This is a genomic window from Thalassovita autumnalis, from assembly GCF_001458255.1.
In the GTDB taxonomy this organism is placed as follows: Bacteria; Pseudomonadota; Alphaproteobacteria; order Rhodobacterales; family Rhodobacteraceae; genus Thalassobius; species Thalassobius autumnalis.
The window spans coordinates 18496-34400 of record NZ_CYSB01000024.1 but is presented as its reverse complement, the minus strand read 5'-3'; the positions used below and the strand labels follow the sequence as shown (position 1 = coordinate 34400).

17 protein-coding genes are annotated in these 15905 nt (G+C 57.2%); 4 read left to right on the top strand and 13 right to left on the bottom strand.

All coding sequences use genetic code 11. The features are described from left to right. Positions 1-2: 2 nt before the first annotated feature. A complete protein-coding gene (locus TL5118_RS05790; RefSeq protein WP_058242992.1) occupies positions 3-2513 on the bottom strand; it encodes a heavy metal translocating P-type ATPase in 2511 nt (836 codons plus the stop codon). 160 nt (positions 2514-2673) lie between these two features. Between TL5118_RS05790 and TL5118_RS05785 the strand changes: the two genes are divergently transcribed. Then, positions 2674-2874, top strand: a complete 201-nt coding sequence (locus TL5118_RS05785) for a heavy-metal-associated domain-containing protein (RefSeq protein WP_058242993.1) — start codon at positions 2674-2676, stop codon at positions 2872-2874. Between the two features lie 47 nt (positions 2875-2921). On the opposite strand, the gene TL5118_RS05780 is transcribed toward TL5118_RS05785, so the two are convergent. From TL5118_RS05780 to TL5118_RS05750, 7 genes are all read right to left on the bottom strand, one after another. Then, positions 2922-3656 (bottom strand): DsbA family protein, encoded by a 735-nt coding sequence (locus tag TL5118_RS05780; RefSeq protein WP_058242994.1) that lies wholly within the window; start codon positions 3654-3656, stop codon positions 2922-2924. 1 nt (position 3657) lies between these two features. Next, positions 3658-4140, bottom strand: a complete 483-nt coding sequence (locus TL5118_RS05775) for a c-type cytochrome (protein WP_106404186.1) — start codon at positions 4138-4140, stop codon at positions 3658-3660. Beyond that, entirely contained in the window at positions 4137-5531 is a 1395-nt protein-coding gene (locus TL5118_RS05770; RefSeq protein ID WP_058242996.1) for a multicopper oxidase family protein, read from the bottom strand. Before TL5118_RS05770 ends, TL5118_RS05775 begins: the two co-directional genes overlap by 4 nt. Positions 5532-5579: 48 nt before the next feature. After that, positions 5580-6479: a c-type cytochrome gene (locus TL5118_RS05765; protein ID WP_058242997.1), complete on the bottom strand. Its 900-nt coding sequence runs from the start codon at positions 6477-6479 to the stop codon at positions 5580-5582. 1 nt (position 6480) lies between these two features. Next, positions 6481-7059, bottom strand: a complete 579-nt coding sequence (locus TL5118_RS05760) for a c-type cytochrome (RefSeq protein WP_058242998.1) — start codon at positions 7057-7059, stop codon at positions 6481-6483. A 390-nt stretch (positions 7060-7449) separates the two neighbouring features. Next, positions 7450-7908: a c-type cytochrome gene (locus tag TL5118_RS05755; protein ID WP_058242999.1), complete on the bottom strand. Its 459-nt coding sequence runs from the start codon at positions 7906-7908 to the stop codon at positions 7450-7452. A 34-nt stretch (positions 7909-7942) separates the two neighbouring features. After that, positions 7943-8512, bottom strand: coding sequence for a L,D-transpeptidase (locus tag TL5118_RS05750; RefSeq protein ID WP_058243000.1), 570 nt, complete (start codon positions 8510-8512; stop codon positions 7943-7945). A 171-nt stretch (positions 8513-8683) separates the two neighbouring features. On the opposite strand from TL5118_RS05750, the gene TL5118_RS05745 reads away from it, so the two are divergent. The 3 genes from TL5118_RS05745 (at position 8684) to TL5118_RS05735 (ending at position 12070) form a co-directional block, all read left to right on the top strand. Next, positions 8684-8989: a DUF2933 domain-containing protein gene (locus tag TL5118_RS05745; RefSeq protein WP_058243001.1), complete on the top strand. Its 306-nt coding sequence runs from the start codon at positions 8684-8686 to the stop codon at positions 8987-8989. 325 nt (positions 8990-9314) lie between these two features. After that, entirely contained in the window at positions 9315-11402 is a 2088-nt protein-coding gene (locus TL5118_RS05740; RefSeq protein ID WP_242601735.1) for a protein-disulfide reductase DsbD family protein, read from the top strand. Positions 11403-11593: 191 nt separating this feature from the next. Next, positions 11594-12070, top strand: coding sequence for a DUF411 domain-containing protein (locus tag TL5118_RS05735; RefSeq protein WP_058243003.1), 477 nt, complete (start codon positions 11594-11596; stop codon positions 12068-12070). Between the two features lie 51 nt (positions 12071-12121). Here the strand turns inward: TL5118_RS05735 and lgt are convergent, their stop codons facing one another. The 5 genes from lgt to TL5118_RS05710 form a co-directional block, all read right to left on the bottom strand. Then, on the bottom strand, positions 12122-13027 hold the full coding sequence (lgt, locus tag TL5118_RS05730) for a prolipoprotein diacylglyceryl transferase (RefSeq protein ID WP_058243004.1): 906 nt from the start codon (positions 13025-13027) through the stop codon (positions 12122-12124). Positions 13028-13123: 96 nt separating this feature from the next. Then, complete coding sequence (locus TL5118_RS05725; protein ID WP_058243005.1) at positions 13124-13705, bottom strand: L,D-transpeptidase; 582 nt, start codon at positions 13703-13705, stop codon at positions 13124-13126. Positions 13706-13709: 4 nt separating this feature from the next. After that, positions 13710-14867, bottom strand: coding sequence for a c-type cytochrome biogenesis protein CcmI (gene ccmI, locus TL5118_RS05720; protein WP_058243006.1), 1158 nt, complete (start codon positions 14865-14867; stop codon positions 13710-13712). Beyond that, the gene (locus TL5118_RS05715; RefSeq protein ID WP_058243007.1) at positions 14864-15340 is read right to left on the bottom strand and encodes a cytochrome c-type biogenesis protein; all 477 of its coding nucleotides are present in this window, start codon (positions 15338-15340) and stop codon (positions 14864-14866) included. The genes ccmI and TL5118_RS05715 overlap by 4 nt, the downstream gene beginning before the upstream one ends. Next, on the bottom strand, positions 15340-15903 hold the full coding sequence (locus TL5118_RS05710) for a DsbE family thiol:disulfide interchange protein (RefSeq protein ID WP_058243008.1): 564 nt from the start codon (positions 15901-15903) through the stop codon (positions 15340-15342). The genes TL5118_RS05715 and TL5118_RS05710 overlap by 1 nt, the downstream gene beginning before the upstream one ends. Between the last annotated feature and the right edge of the window lie 2 nt (positions 15904-15905).

The following is a 15905-nucleotide window of genomic DNA, read 5'->3' as shown; positions in this document are numbered from 1 at the left end:
CTTTATTCCGCAGGGGCGGGAGCTGCTTGCACGGCTTCCCGACCCGGGGTCTCATTTTCGTCTAGAAGCGGTGCGACGCGGCGCAGTCTCAGGGCGTTCGTCAGAACAAATACCGAAGAAAGCGCCATCGCACCTGCCGCCAGAACCGGCGAAAGCAGCAGCCCAAACGCCGGGTACAAAACGCCTGCGGCCACCGGGATCAGCGCGGTATTGTAACTGAACGCCCAGAACAGGTTCTGACGGATGTTGCGCATCGTGCGCGTCGAAACTTCAAACGCATTGACCACGCCTCGCAGGTCCCCCGACATTAGGACTACATCGGCAGATTCGATGGCTACATCAGTTCCGGTTCCAATGGCGATTCCCACATCCGCATGGGCGAGCGCCGGGGCATCGTTGATGCCGTCGCCTACGAAGGCGACTTTCTGACCATCAGCCCTGAGCCGGTCGAGCGCTTCGACTTTTCCGTCCGGCAGAACGCCCGCCACGACATGATCGATCCCGGTTTCCGCAGCGATTGCATCGGCTGTTTGCTGTTTGTCACCGGTAATCATCGCGACTTTCAGGCCTTGACGGTGCAGAGCTTCGATTGCTTCGCGACTGCTGGCTTTCACCGGGTCGGAAACCCCGATAACCGCGGCGATCTTTCCTCCGATTGCAGCATAAAGCGCCGTGCGTCCACGTTTCGCCAGATCGATTTCGACTTCTGCGATCGTTCCCGGGTCAATCCCTTCACGAAGCATGAACCTGTCGGCTCCGACCAGCACTTCGACACCGTTCACATCAGCTTTCACGCCGTAGCCGGTCACGGACTGAAACCCGGATGCCTTGACATCATCTGCCCTCTCGACCCGCGCCGCGCGAACAATCGCCTGGGCGATCGGATGCTCGGACTTTTTTTCGACCGCCGCGACTTGCGCCAGCACCGCTGTACGCTGAAACCCGTCTGTCAGGATGACATCGGTAAGTTCGGGGCGGCCTTGCGTAACAGTGCCGGTCTTGTCGAGCGCCACAACCCCGACCGAGGTTAGCTGTTGCAGGGCATCCCCCTTGCGAAACAAAACGCCCATTTCAGCCGCGCGCCCAGTGCCCACCATGATCGACGTGGGCGTGGCTAACCCCATCGCGCATGGGCACGCGATGATCAACACCGACACGCCGGCTACCAGCGCAAATGTAAGCGCCGGGTCGGGGCCCAAAAACAGCCAGACGAGCACTGTAAACACTGCAACCCCCATGACTGCAGGAACGAACCAGAGGGTAATGCGATCCACGAGCCCCTGAATCGGAAGTTTCGCGCCCTGTGCCTCTTCTACCATCCGGATAATCTGTGCCAGCGTAGTGTCCGCCCCAACGCGTGTGGCGCGAAATTGGATACTCCCAACGCCGTTGACCGTCCCCCCGGTAACCGCTTCACCCGGGGCTTTTGCCACGGGAACCGGCTCGCCGGTGATCATGCTTTCGTCGACATGGCTCTCGCCATCTGTGACTTCGCCGTCCACGGCAATACGCTCACCGGGGCGCACCTGAACAATATCGCCGACCCTCAGCTCTTCAATGGCCAGTTCAATCGTTTTTCCGTCCCGAAGAACCCGCGCCGTGCGGGCCTGCAGGCCCAGGAGTTTCTGTATCGCGGCGCCGGTGCGTCCTTTTGCCCGCGCCTCCAGATACCGACCGACTAAAATCAGCACAACGATGACCGCCGCCGCCTCAAAATACACCGCCCGCACCGATGCAGGCAGAACTGCGGGCAGGAACGTCGCAACCACCGAATAAACATAGGCCGCACCTGTACCGACCGCGACAAGGCTGTTCATGTCAGGCGCACCCTTCAAAAGCGCAGGAAAGCCCTTGAGATAGAAAAACCGACCCGGCCCCAACAAAACCGCCGTGGTCAGGGCGAACTGAATCAGCCAGCTTGTCTGGTGACCGATCGTGCGACCGATCCATTCATGCATGCCTGGAACAAGATGCGCCCCCATTTCGAGCAGAAACACCGGCAGTGCCAAAGAAGCCGCCAGGATCGTTCGCCGGGCGATTTCACGAGCCTCTTCTTCCTTGCGTGCGGCGCGGTCCAACGACGCATCCGCCTCGGCAATCTCGGCCGGATAACCTGCCTGTGTGGCGGCCGTGGCAAGCGCCGCAGCATCCGTTGCTCCCTCAAGGTAGGAAATAGTGGCAGTCTCCGATGCCAGGTTCACGTTCACGTCGAGAACGCCGGACACAGCGGCAAGTGCCTTGTCAACGCGGCCAACGCAGGACGCGCAGGTCATCGAGGCAACGTTAAGCGTTACACTGGCGCGCCGCGCTGGATAACCCGCCTCGTCAAGTGTCCCTGCGATTTCACGCAGCCGTTCCGGTGTGTCGATTGACACACGGGCGGTTTCACTGGCCAAATTAACCGCAACATCGTCCACGCCCTCCAGGGAACGAAGCGTGCGATCCACGCGCCCGACACAGGACGCACAGGTCATCGATTCAATGGACAGCGTTGCGCTTGTAGGGTTGGTCATTGTCGTCTCCGGTTCCGGCTTTCAGCCTTACATCTAGTGGTTCCAGTTACTGTAAGGTCAAGAGTGAGAAAGAAATATACCCAGCAAATTGAAACTGACTTGACCCTCCCCCTACTGGAGCCCCCATATCCCGAAAAGACACCAAGATTAGGAGCCAATCATGGAATTCAGTGTTCCCGAAATGAGCTGCGGGCATTGCACGGCCGCAATTGAAAAAGCCGTCAAGGATGTAGATCCGGCGGCAACGGTTAACTGCGATCTCGACACCCGCCGTGTGACCGTTGATACCTCCCTTTCGCAAGCGGATGTGAGCCAAGCGATCACAGAGGCAGGGTACGAGTCAGAACCTGCAACCGCTTGAAAAGCATACCGCCTCAGGGCTGACCCCTAGGCGGTATGCCCGCGCGTTCACTCGTCCGCGTCGGACCGGGCGTCGGAAACATAGATTTCCAGTTCGGATTGCTCGACGAAACCCGGCACCAAGGCGTCTCCGATCACAAATGACGGCGTGCCATTGAAGCCGAGAGCCTGTGTCAGGCGCATGGAAGACGCAATGTGCTCTTGCACTTCCGGTGCCTCCATGTCCCGACGAAGCTGGCCGATATCAAGACCCACCTCTTTCGCGATGCGCAGAACCGATGCCTCTTCGGCGCGGCCGCTCATCCCCATCATGGCCCAGTGGAATTCTTCGTATTTGCCCTGGTTGCGCGCGGCCAGGGCTGCTTTGGCCGCAAACACTGATCCGTCCCCCAAGATCGGCCACTCTCGGTAGACAAGCCGCACATTCGGGTCGCCATCGAGCAGGCCCTGAACTTGCGGCATGGCCCTGCGGCAGAAAGAACAATTGTAATCGAAGAACTCAACAACCGTCACATCTCCATCCGGATTACCTAGAACCGGTGCATTGGGGTCTTGTTCCAAAAGGTTCCTTTGGTTGATCAGAACCTCAGCTTGCGCAGATGCTTGGGCGCCTGCCTGCTGTTGTTCAAGGATGGCGACCGCCTCCATCACGATTTGCGGATTTGCGCGGATTGTCTCAAGAACCAGCTCTCGTACGCGCGCTTCATCCAGTCCATCGGCATAGGCCGTGAAAGGTGCCATGATTGCCAGCGTAAGCGCCGCAATTCCTTGTCTGAATCTCATTTCAGTTTCCTCCCCGTTCATTATCGAAACGTGTTCGTTCAGCCTGGAGCTGACGCTGACGCTCAGGCCAGGTTGATTGGATAAACGCTAGAATGTTCCAGATTTCTTCGTCGCCCAGATCATCGCCAAATCCCGGCATGCCGCTGTCAAACTCAACCCCTTGGTCGGCCAAAACAGCTTTCCCGCCACGCTTCGTGTAGTCAAAAAGCATTCGATCTGCGTGGTGCCATGTGTGCCCGGTCTCATCATGCGGAGGGGCGGGCAATCGCCCGTCCTCTCCCGGTGAGCGCCAGTCTTGTTGCCCCTCGAGATTATCGCCATGGCATGACGCGCAATACTCGCCATACAAAGCCTGTCCAACTTGGATGTCTGGTTCGTTGGGAGCGGTTATGGATTGGGGGCTGCTTTCTTGCGAGACAACCCACCCGGTCGCGCCTATGAGGACGATAGCCGCCGCACCGAGCAAAATGGTTGGTTTGTTCATGATACGTCGATCCATGTCATCATGCCCGAAGCCGCATGTGAGAGCATGTGGCAGTGGAAAAGCCACTTGCCCGGGTTGTCCGCGACAAATGCGATTTCGCGCGTTTCACCGCCAAACATCAAAACCGTATCCCGCAAAGGCCCTACCGAACCATCCTTCAGCAACTCACGAAAATGCATGCCATGAAGATGTATCGCGTGCGGAAACGACGTGTCATTGTAAATTTCCAGACGTGCGGTTTCTCGACGCGATAAACGGGCAAGTGGAGCGTCGGTCATGCCGACCGCCCCGTTAAATGCCCAGAACTGGTTGGCCTGCGCGAGTTGGCGAAAGGAATTGCGCTCACCGTTTAGCTCTGCGGCATTCAGGCCACCCATCGCCCCTCCTTCCATGTTCAGGCGAAACCGTCGTGCTGTTTCAACACCCTCTATTTCCATGTTCGGGTTGGGCGGAAGTGGCGCCGGATCAGCGCGCGGCGTTGCAGCCGCGTCGCCGGCGACCGTGAAAGTCGTTTGCGAATACTGCTGCTGGTCATCAATTCGGACGAGATGAGCCATATCTCCGGACTCGGCAACAACATCAACGAAAAGATCGACCCGCTCTCCCGGGGACAGCAAAAACGCCCCTTCAACCAACTCCGGCTTTGCCAAAGGCATACCGTCGTAAGCCATCACCCAACCTTTCAACCCAGCAAGGCCCAGTTCGAAGATCCGGGCGTTCGCCGCGTTGATTAAGCGCAAGCGAAGTCGCTCGTTGCGCTTGACTGGCAATGTGAAACCCGACCTTCCATTGGTCGCTATGTAATTGCCCCGGCGGCCGGCGTGACTGCGATCGTGCGGAGCCTCAAATTCCGGATCGATTTGGGCCGTTTTCGGGTCAAGAAGCCAATCATCAAGTATCAGCACCTCGTCACGGTCAACGTCCGCCGCAACCGGTTCTTCGACAATCAACGCACCATAAAGCCCTCTGGCAACCTGTTCAAAAGAGCGATTATGAGCATGAAACCAGAAAGTTCCCGCATCAGGGGCAACGAAATCGTAGTCAAAGCTTTTTCCCGGCTCCACCGCATCTTGGGTGAGACCTGCAACTCCGTCCATAGCATTGTCGATCCGAAGCCCATGCCAATGGACAGAGCTTGCTTGCGGCAGCTCGTTGACAAACCGTCTCGCAACGCGCTCACCTTGTTTTACCCGGATCGCAGGTCCCGGCATTTGCCCGTCATATCCCCATATCTCAGTCTGCGGATACGCTGACGGCGCCAACTGTACTCTAGCTGGTCGAGCCGCCATCACGGCCATCTCTTCCGAATCAGCAAATCCCGCATTCGGCAGTGCTCCGAGTAATCCCACTGCGCCGCTTGCTTGCAGAAATTCCCGCCGTGATTGTGTCATGTCGTCCCTTTCGTTTTTGCGGGCAGTCTGGGACCGCCCACAATCTTGTCACCCACCTGAATGATCATCCATCAAATACGTTGCGATGGCCTGTCGATCTGCATCCGTCAGGAATTGCGTTCCTTGAAGAACGACCTCACCCATTGAACCACCGAAGGCGTCTCCGCTGGGCGTAATTCCCGTCTTCAGGGCGTATGCGAGCGCATCCACGGTCCAGTCACGAGACTGAAGCGTTTCATGGTCGATCGCCGGCGCTTTGTTGCCTCCCGGAAGAGATGGGTTGCCTGCGAAGTGCTCGTCATCGGAGTTTCGAGCGCCAAGGATGTTTCTGCCTGTATGGCAGGCCGCGCAATGTGTCGCTCCTTCGACAAGTTCCCGCCCACGGTTCCAGACAGGGTCGTTACCTTCAATCGGGCCTGTCCGAGGTGGTTCAAGAAATGCCGCGCGCCACAGTTTCAGGCCCCATCGTTGATTAAACGGAAACGCCATTTGATGACTTGGGGCCGGTTGAGACACCGCAGGGACGGTCTGAAAGGCCGCCCAAAGATCTGCAATGTCCTGATCTGTGAAATTCGCATAAAACGGATAGGTGAACGCCGGGTAGTACGGCTCTCCCTCGGGCGAGATGCCCTGCCGCACCGCTTGCGCAAACTCCTCGATTGTCCAATCACCGATGCCATGCTCCGGGTCGGTAGTCAGGTTTGCGGAATAGAGTGCCCCGAAGGGCGTGTCCAACTTCACACCACCCGCAAGTGGAGCTCCACCGCCCTCAAAATCAGTGTGGCACGCAATGCAACCGCTTGCACGCGCGAGATAGGCGCCGCGATCTACGTCACCTATCAACTCGATTGGATTGGGTTTCAGGCCTATCGGCCAAATCACCAGCGTTCCAAGCCCAACGATGCCCAGTAGAGATACGCCGGAACCAAATAAGATCATCCGCTTCATCTTATTTTGACTCAGCACGGAATTTTGTATGACAGGCCGAGCATACCTGACTGACCATTGCGAAGGCACCATCCACTGGCATACCCGCAATGTCGTCAGCCGTCATCGCCCCCTGCATCATTCCACCGCCCATCATGGTGCCGCCGCCCATCATCGAACTGCCGCCCATCATTGCGCCAGAAGACATGCCACTTTGGGCGCCTGCCATCATGCCGTTGTTGGCTGCTCTCGCCAGTCCGTCAGCATAGATCTCAAGTTGCTCGGCCAATTCAGTGAATTCGTTCCAGTTGGTCCAGACCGCGTCCCTGGTTTCCGACGGGGCACCGCCGCTGCCTTCTGGGAAAAGCTCTGTGAGATCAGCGCCCGCGTGATTCCCAATCGTTTTTGCTACCGAACGAACCGTGGCGGCATTGAATTCGATTTCGCCACGCATCATTGGGGTGATCGCTTTAACGGCTTTTCCCATGGCGCTCATGGCATCCATGCGTTCTTTGACAATTCCAGTAGCGCCGCCATGCGCGTAGGCTGCGAGCGCTGCCGAAGTGAAAACAAAAGCGGTAATTACGGTGAGTTTTTTCATCGGGTTGGTCCTTGATCTGTATGAGTTGATGTATCTGCAATCAGGACCGAGCTCTTGGAGGTGGTGGATCAAACAAAGCCAACCAGCTTTCGCGTGAATGGTTGGTAAACGAAAATGGCAAAGGGGTTTGGGCACTTGAGACTGTAAAGTTCGGTTGCAGCGTTAGAACGGCGGTCACGTAACAGTCCAAGCCGGGATGGCAGTGACCAGAAATTTCCGCGAAATCTGCGTCATGCGCACCCCGGTGGGACTTCTCGTGCTCCCCGGCAATGGCGAATTCGACTTCGGGATGCGCGCGCACCGCTTCAGGAACCGCCAGAAAAACACCAAGCACAGTCAAAACGACAACGCGGACTAGAAGACGTACCTGATTTCCTCTCCAGAGATGCATCAGTTGATCCCGTTCTCCCGTTGAAGCTCGCGCACGTAGCGCGCAATGTATTTCACGTCGGCTTGGGTCAACCCTTTGACCGGAGGCATGTTTCCGAACTTCCAGTGATGCGCGCGTACACCGTTTTTGGCGGCCAAAACGAATGCCATGTCTGAATGGTGGCTTGGTTCGTAAATCTTGTGAACCAACGGAGGTGCGACACCATTCTGGCCTGCCGCATTTTCACCGTGGCAGTCCGCGCATTTTGCCTCGAATGCACGCTTGCCGATCTCCGCTTCAGCAGACAAATTGGCTGGTATGCGAAGCTCAACGATTGGTTCGCCCTGGGCGATCCTGCTTGTGTCCGGTGTCACCATCGAATGACCCAGAGTGGCGGGTGCGGGTTGCAGAAACTGCAACGCTGCCACGACCAAACCCGCGAGCAAGACCCCTCCAACGAACAGACCAGTTTTATTCATTTGCCGTCCTTTGCCCGTCTTGGGGCAGTTTTCTTCAGATAAGCTTGACTTGTGTCCCGATCGGCGTCCGCTCGTACACTTCCTCGATTTGCTCGTTGAAAAGACCAATGCATCCGTTCGACGATTTTCGTCCGATTTTGCGTGTGTCCTGGGTTCCGTGGATCCGGTAGTATTGCCACGAAAGGTAGAGCGCCCGTGTTCCGAGAGGGTTTATCGGATCGCCGCCTTTGACGTATGCGGGCCATTCAGGATTGCGCTCGCGCATGGATGGGGTTGGAGCCCAGCCCGGATTTTTTCGCTTTTCGACAACTTCGGTGTAGCCGCGCTTTGTCAGTTCGTCCGTTAAAGGCACCGACGTGGGGTAGACTCGCATCTCCCCGTCCGTTGTCCAATGCTGGAGGACCTTGGTGGTTGTGTCGGACACGATTACTCCCTTGCCCATACTGTCGAAATGGTCTCGCCAGTCGTGCAATGCGAACGACGAGATGTTGCGGCGCACAGGTTCTGAGTCCTGCGCCCGCACTATCGAGGGAGCGGCAAGGAATGCTGACGCTCCAAAGAACAAAGTTCGTCTGGTGATCTGGTTTGATCTGAACCTGCCCATGTCTTGCCTCCAATTAGTAGGATCATCCGTTTAGATCTTCGGATTTTTTCTACTAGAAGACTGCTCGACATCAACCTGACAAGGCTGTGATTTTTGTATCCATATGTAACCTTGACCTTACCATATGTGAGGCCTGCAAATGGGGGTGCGATCAAATGTTGTGAGGACTCGATGACTAAAAAATCCAGCCCAACCGGGTCAGGCCACTCAAAGATAATGCGCTACGGCATGATGGTGTGCTGTGCCGTTATGCTATTGCCGATTGCCGGCTACTTTGTTGCTGGAGGAACGATTGGTGGGCTTTGGGGCAAATCAGCGGTCTTTCTGCCGCTTGTGCTTTGTGTCGGGGCGCATTTCATGATGCACAAGATGATGGGGAAACCCTGTCATGGGGCTTCGGAGGACGAAGAGACGACAAAGGCGATTCCATTACTCACGAACCAACAAATGGAAAAATCCCAACGCCAAGGGGTGTGAATTGGCCGGCCATTGTCGCGTCGTTTGTGTAAGCTTGCTGGGGCTCGCAGTTACTGGCTGTTCTTCAACTGTTGATCAATGCGTCAAACCGGATGGCCCGGCGGTGTCTTCGAAAGGCACCGCTTCTGCCATTCCAGAAGGGTGTAGTATTGAAGGATCTCCTTCCGGCTCCGTGCAAGCCTTTTCCTGCGAAAACGGGCGACAGGGCTATGTCATCGCTGACGTTGAGTGGGTATCTTTCCAAGCTTCCGAATAAAAACCCAATCTTCGAGATGCGCGACGAAAAATGATAAGAAACCGAACTCTCAGAACGCTGATCTCGACCGTGGTCATCGGCTTCGGACTTGGTGCCTTCATCCCGGATGCTCCTCTGGCAAAGAACTCGGACACCTTTTCCGATCCCGCCCTGAGCGCCCGGCTGATAACAGTGCAGGATGCGGTCGCCAAAGACGCGGTAACGATTTCTGCGGGTTTGGACCTCGTGCTTAGTGAGGGCTGGAAGGCCTATTGGCGATCACCGGGAGAGGTTGGTCTTCCTCCGGAAATCGACTGGAGCGGATCGCAGAACGTCGCGAATGTCAAAATGCTTTGGCCGGCACCAACCCGGTTCACGGCATTCGGGATCGAGAACTTCGGTTACAGCGATGAGGTTGTCTTCCCTCTGGAGGTTCAACTGGAGCAGCCGGGCAAACCCGTTTCCCTTTCTGCCAGGGTTTCTCTGCTGATCTGCTCGAATGTCTGTGTACCGCAGAATTTTGAACTGTCGCTGACCCTTCCCTCGGGAAACGGGATTGATAACAAAAGCGCCAGCCGACTGAGCGAGTTTATTGCGCGGGTGCCGATCGAAGAGAAGGACGCACAGCTGGGATCTGCCATTGCGCATGTTGATGACGGGTTTTCGGAATTGACGATTTCGGTAAAGGCCGCTGCGCCATTTCAGGCACCTGACGTGTTCCCTGAACTCGGAACCGGCACCGCTCTTGGCAAACCTGACATTCGGCTGGGCGATCGCGGAACCCTGCTTTGGGCGCGCTTCCCGGTGTTGTCATTTGACGAGGAGCGCTTCAGGCCTCCGATCATCACCGTTACCGATGGTGCTGGCCGCGCCTTCACCGTGACCCCCGAACGGGTCGAGACGCAGCTCGCGCCGCCTTTCCGCCTCAATGTGCTTGGCCCCGGCATTGACCAACTCGCCTGGATCGCGCTGGTTGCGTTTCTTGGCGGGATGATCCTCAACGCCATGCCTTGCGTGCTTCCGGTCCTGTCGATCAAGCTTTCTTCCGCCCTCAAACAGCAGGGCCGTGACAAACAGGTGGTACGCGGCGGATTTCTTGCGGCCGCTGCAGGCGTCATGGTGTTCATGTGGGGGCTTGCCGCCGTGCTTTTCCTGCTGCAGCGCTTCGGAGTCATGGTCGGTTGGGGGCTTCAGTTTCAAAACCCCGTGTTCCTGGCCCTGATGTTCACCGTCCTGGCAGTGTTTTCGGCGAACCTGTTCGGAATGTTTGAAATCGTTCTGCCATCCGGCCTGCAGACGCGGCTCTCCAATGCCGGCCGGAGGCATGGGTATACCTCTGACTTTTTCACGGGCCTGTTTGGCGCGGTTATGGCAACGCCATGTTCGGCGCCATTTCTTGGCACCGCCATCGCCTTCGCGCTCGCCGGTCGCGGAACCGATCTGTTGATCGTGTTCACATTTCTTGGTTTCGGGCTCGCCACACCTTACCTGGTTGTCGCCGCATCCCCGCGCTTGGTGACCTTCCTGCCTAAGCCCGGCCGTTGGATGGTCGGATTGAAGCTTGCGTTGGGCCTGCTTCTGGTTGTCACCGCACTCTGGCTGTTTTGGGTTCTCACAGGGGTCGCCGGTACCCGGGCGGCGATTGCGGTTGCCGCCCTGTCAGCAGCCTTGATCCTGGTCCTGTCCCGCGGCGGCCTGTCAGCCCGGCTGCGCTGGCCGAGCATCGCTGTGTTTTCGACCCTGCCGCTCGTCGCATCCGCCATGCTGGCGCAACCTGCCCACAACCAGACAAACGCCGCAACTCAGGAATGGACGGCATTCGATCGCGCTGAAATCGCCCGCCTGGTCTCTCGTGGCGAGGTGGTGTTTGTCGATGTCACCGCCGACTGGTGTTTGACCTGCAAAGCGAACAAGGCACTTGTTCTCGATCGCGAACCCGTCCTCCATGCTCTGCGAAGTGATGACGTCACACAAATGCAGGCAGATTGGACACGGCCGAACGAGGCGATTTCGCGCTACCTGGAAAGTTTCAACCGCTTCGGCATTCCGTTTAATGCGGTCTACGGCCCGGGTGCCCCGAACGGGATCGTTTTGTCGGAAATTCTCTCGGCGGCAGCCGTTCTCCAGGCTTTGGAAGATGCCCGTCTCGCAACGCCGATTGCCGCGGCACATAACTAAGCTGATGCGCATACGACCAGCCATTCTTGTCCGAGAAAGACTCCTTGGCGAATACCATGCTTTTAATTCACTTCGCCGTGAAACTTGAGCAAAGTCATGGTTCAAAGCGCCACAGTTCAATATCAAGAGCAAACTCGCAACTGATTTCTAACGGCCAAGCAAGCTCGGCACATTAAACGAAGGAAAACACCATGCCACCAATCAACCCCAACCGCAGAGCCGTTTTGCAAAGCGCTGCGGCCGCGCTGATTGCATCCACCCTGCCTGCAATTGCTCAAAGCAACTCTACACTCCACGTGATCAAGGATCCCAATTGCGGATGCTGCGGTGCTTGGATCAAGATAATGCGTGTTTCGGGGTTTGATGTCACCGTTCAGAACGCGTCAAATGAGGCTCTTTATGGTTACAAACTCAGAAACGGAATTTCCGAAGACCTTGCCTCATGCCACACCGCGACGATCGAGGGGTATTTCGTTGAAGGCCACGTTCCAGCATCCGATGTGCGTCGCCTGCTTGCCGAGCGCCCCGATGCGATTGGATTGACCGTGCCCGGCATGCCTTATGGGTCGCCCGGAATGGGTCCCGAGAGCGAACGAGACGCCTACGATGTGCTTTTGATGAAAAAGGATGGCACGACCGAGGTATTCGCAAGTTACCAAGGCGAATAGGGTGTCTTGAAATCACCTGTCTACAGGGTCGGTCTTGAAGCGCTTTGGCACTCAGTTTGCAGATCTGCCCAATGCCTTGCCTTCGCCCGCAGCGGCGCGCCAGATCAGCACCAACCCCACAGCGATCATCGGAAGCGTCAATGCCTGACCCTGTGTCAGCCCTAGATCGCCAATCTGCCAGGCAAACCCGGTCGGATTGCCCGCGCTGACAAACTGCGCGTCCGGCTGGCGTACGAACTCGACAGTAAACCTCGCCAGACCATAGCCGGCAAAAAAGACACCCATCAATAATCCGGGCCTTCTGAACCCGGCCTTTCGAAACGCAATCCAGAAAATGACTGTGCCGAGCAGAATGCCCTCAAGCGCCGCTTCATAGAGCTGGGATGGGTGGCGGGCGCAGAGCTGCCCGATCTGCTGCCCGCAATCCTGCGCCGCCCGTCCGGGGAATACCACGCTCCAGGGCAAATCGGTGGGGCGGCCCCAAAGCTCGGCATTGATGAAATTGGCCACCCTGCCGAGGAACAGGCCCGGCGCCGTAATCAGCGCCAGCAGATCACCGGTCGAAAGTAGCGACAATTTTTGCCGCAATGCATAGACCAGGGCCACGATGGCAACGCCGAGAAGCCCGCCGTGAAACGACATCCCGCCTTGCCAGATCTTCAAAATCGCCAGCGGATCGTTGGAAAACTGCCCGGGATTGTAGAACAGGACATATCCCATCCGGCCACCGAGGATGATGCCCAGGATCAGGTAGGTGACCAGATCTTCGAACTGGTCGGGCTGCATCACAGGCTGGTCATTACGCCACATTTGCGGCCGCGCCAACACCACCTTGGCCAACCGCCAGGCAATAAGGATCCCAACGATATAGGCCAGGGCATACCATCTGAGGGCAACCTCAAAGCCAAAGACGTCGAATGCGAACAGTTCGGGGGAGATGTCCGGAAAAGGGATCATTTTGGTATGCCTATCGTTGCGTCGGCCCGAGTTGCCCGGTCAAAGCTGTTTCGGCTGAGGTCCCTCTGGACCTCGGAAGTTCTTCAAAGCTCGACTTCAGGCGACGGGATGCAGAACCACGCGGGTTTCCATGGGAACACGGTTGTACAGATCGATAACCTGATCATTCACCAAACGCGCACACCCGTTAGATACGCGGCGTGCCAGCGTCGAAGGTTCATTGGTCCCGTGAATCCGCAGATAGGTGTCGCCACGACCGGGCTGGAACAGATAAAGCGCCCGTGCGCCCAGCGGGTTGTTGAGACCACCGGGCAGCCCATTCGAAAGCCGCCCGTACCGGTTCGGTTCGCGCTTGATCATGTCGGGAGTGGGCCTCCAATAGGGCCACTCTCTTTTCGCTCCGACAAAAAACTCGCCCGCCTCATAGAGCCTAGGTCGACCAATACCCACTGTGTATCTGAGGGCTTTCTTTTTCGGCAACGTCCAGTAGAGCGCAAACTGGCCGGGATCGACATGGATTTCATTGGGCTCAAAATCCGTTTCGAGCCGGACCTCGCGGGGCATGAACGCTTCGGGCAACTGGTAGTCCGGGATAATCTCGTCATGCGCCAGCAGGGGTGTTGCCGCAGCGAATGCCGACATTGCCATCCCGCCTTTCAGTAAATCACGCCGTTTCATGGCTCTATCCTTTCAATTCCGATAACGCGCGTTCGATCCTTTGTCGTCTCGGATCGGTTTCCGGTGCGTTCTGCAACAAGGCGCTCGCTTTCTCATATGCGGATACTGCGTTATCGCGCTCGCCAAGCACGGTGTAGGCGTTTGCCAGCCTCATCCAGCCTTCCAGGTCGTCCGGCTCGTCTTCGAGACGGGATGCCAAGCGTTCAACCATGGACCGGATAAAGGCGGACCTGTCCTCTTCGGTCATGTCGCCAGCTGCCGCGACATCGTCCGCCGATGGTCCCGGGTCCGCTACCATCGGAGCAAAGCTGGCCAAGTTTACCGGGGCGCGGCCAATCTCGCTTCCAATTCGGTTCGCTTTGGCGACAAAGGTTTCCATCCAAGGCGCGAAACCCTCCGCTTCATTCAGGCGGCTGATCAACAGGTCATGTGCGTCCTTCGTTTTACCGGCCTGTTCCAATGAGACCGCCATGTAAAAGGCCGCTGCCGGATTGGCAGGGTCCAACCTGAACGCTTGGTCGATCGCCGACTGTGCCCGAGGCGTGACAATCCCAGCCTCTGCCATGACCAATGCTTCGGCAAGCCGCGACCAGGTTTCAGATGTGGCACCTTCACGACGCGTGATGACGTCAAAGGCCTGAACGGCGTCACTGTGTTTCCCCATGCGCATATAGGTCTGCCCAAGCAGCATCCACCCGTCCGATTGACCGCCATTTGGTTCACTGGTCAGGCGTTCAAAAAGCTTCTGCGCCAAGTCAGCGATTTTTTGTTCTTCTTCGCGCTCGGCCTGAAGTGCTTCCAACGCACGGCTTGATGAAACAGGAGTGCCGTTAATCGAATAGTATCCAATAGCCAGAATTGGAACGAACAACGCGGCCAAATACATGGCGGCGTTTCCATCGCCAGCTGATTGCGGGCCTGCGTCAGAGGTTTTACGCGACAACGCCAGGATTCGCCGCTTGATCTCCATCCTGGCGGCGTCGGCTTCACCCTCGGAAATCACGCCGCGCTCATGGTCTCTTTGGACTTCGTCGAGCTGGTCCACCAATACCGCCGAGGTTCCATCCTCGGTGGCGACAACACCCTTGCCCTTTGCTAAAAGCGGCCAGGCTGCGAACAGCACCGCTATCAGGGTCATAAACCCGAAACCGGCCCAGATCATGATGGATCTCCTGATTTTTCATTGTCGATAAACTTCGCCACCTGACGCTCTTCGGCTTCTGTTAATTCAGGTAACGCGCTTTTCCGCCTGCCTCGCAGAACGATGTTCAGACCAAAGAGCAGAGCGATCAGCGTCAAGGCGATCGGTGTGCCCCACAAAGCGTAGGTCGACGGTTTGAATGGAGGCTTCAGCAGGACATAGTCGCCATAGCGTGCCTGGATGTAGGCCATCACCTGATTGTTGCTGTCTCCCTCCAGCAACCGTTCCCGGACCAGTAGCCTCAGATCTCTCGCGACGCCCGCGTTGGAACTGTCGATGTCCTGGTTTTGGCAGACAACGCAGCGCAGATCCTTCGAGATAACGCGCGCCCGTTCCTCAAGCACCGGGTCAGCAAGCATTTCGTCGGGTTCCACCGCTTGCGCTGACAACGGCAGAAGGATCATGAAAACAAGCAGAACGACAAACCGATGCATTAGCTGTTCCTTTCCTCAAGCGCGCCAGCCTGAGTGAGCGCTTCACGGAACTTTGCAATGGCCTCATCGCCCACGACCGGGCCGACATAGCGGAAAAGAACCGTGCCATCCGTTCCGATGATGAAACTTTCCGGAACACCGGAAATCCCCCACTCGATCCCGATCCTACCGTTCAGGTCCGATCCGATCCGCTCGTACGGGTTTCCAAGATTGGCAAGCCAGCGCACCGCATCCTTGGGCTTATCCTTGTAATTGATCCCGAACAGCCGGATGCCATCGCGTTCGACCAGGTTGGTCAACACTGTATGCTCGGCGCGGCACGGAACGCACCATGAGGCAAACACGTTGAGCACGATCGGGCGATCGTGCCCGGTCAAATCGGCGCGCGACAATCCCGGTGTTTGCAGACCCTCAACAGCTGCAAGCTCGAACTCCGGCGCTGGCTGTTCAATAAGAACCGAAGGGATTGCGTTTGGATCGCGGTTTGGATTCAGACCCCAAAGGAAGAACCCTCCAAAGATCATAGCGATCACAAGGGGTGCGAAGGCAAGAATACGTTTCATCT

Bases quoted from the DNA above. Each gene is read 5' to 3' on its own strand.
- TL5118_RS05785 (WP_058242993.1), top strand. From the start codon at position 2,674: ATGGAATTCAGTGTTCCCGAAATGAGCTGCGGGCATTGCACGGCCGCA.
- TL5118_RS05710 (WP_058243008.1), bottom strand. From the start codon at position 15,903: ATGAAACGTATTCTTGCCTTCGCACCCCTTGTGATCGCTATGATCTTT.
- TL5118_RS05765 (WP_058242997.1), bottom strand. From the start codon at position 6,479: ATGAAGCGGATGATCTTATTTGGTTCCGGCGTATCTCTACTGGGCATC.
- TL5118_RS05750 (WP_058243000.1), bottom strand. From the start codon at position 8,512: ATGGGCAGGTTCAGATCAAACCAGATCACCAGACGAACTTTGTTCTTT.
- TL5118_RS05735 (WP_058243003.1), top strand. From the start codon at position 11,594: ATGCCACCAATCAACCCCAACCGCAGAGCCGTTTTGCAAAGCGCTGCG.
- TL5118_RS05760 (WP_058242998.1), bottom strand. From the start codon at position 7,059: ATGAAAAAACTCACCGTAATTACCGCTTTTGTTTTCACTTCGGCAGCG.
- ccmI (WP_058243006.1), bottom strand. From the start codon at position 14,867: ATGATCTGGGCCGGTTTCGGGTTTATGACCCTGATAGCGGTGCTGTTC.
- TL5118_RS05715 (WP_058243007.1), bottom strand. From the start codon at position 15,340: ATGCATCGGTTTGTCGTTCTGCTTGTTTTCATGATCCTTCTGCCGTTG.
- TL5118_RS05780 (WP_058242994.1), bottom strand. From the start codon at position 3,656: ATGAGATTCAGACAAGGAATTGCGGCGCTTACGCTGGCAATCATGGCA.
- TL5118_RS05790 (WP_058242992.1), bottom strand. From the start codon at position 2,513: ATGACCAACCCTACAAGCGCAACGCTGTCCATTGAATCGATGACCTGT.
- TL5118_RS05755 (WP_058242999.1), bottom strand. From the start codon at position 7,908: ATGAATAAAACTGGTCTGTTCGTTGGAGGGGTCTTGCTCGCGGGTTTG.
- TL5118_RS05745 (WP_058243001.1), top strand. From the start codon at position 8,684: ATGACTAAAAAATCCAGCCCAACCGGGTCAGGCCACTCAAAGATAATG.
- TL5118_RS05770 (WP_058242996.1), bottom strand. From the start codon at position 5,531: ATGACACAATCACGGCGGGAATTTCTGCAAGCAAGCGGCGCAGTGGGA.
- lgt (WP_058243004.1), bottom strand. From the start codon at position 13,027: ATGATCCCTTTTCCGGACATCTCCCCCGAACTGTTCGCATTCGACGTC.
- TL5118_RS05775 (WP_106404186.1), bottom strand. From the start codon at position 4,140: ATGAACAAACCAACCATTTTGCTCGGTGCGGCGGCTATCGTCCTCATA.
- TL5118_RS05725 (WP_058243005.1), bottom strand. From the start codon at position 13,705: ATGAAACGGCGTGATTTACTGAAAGGCGGGATGGCAATGTCGGCATTC.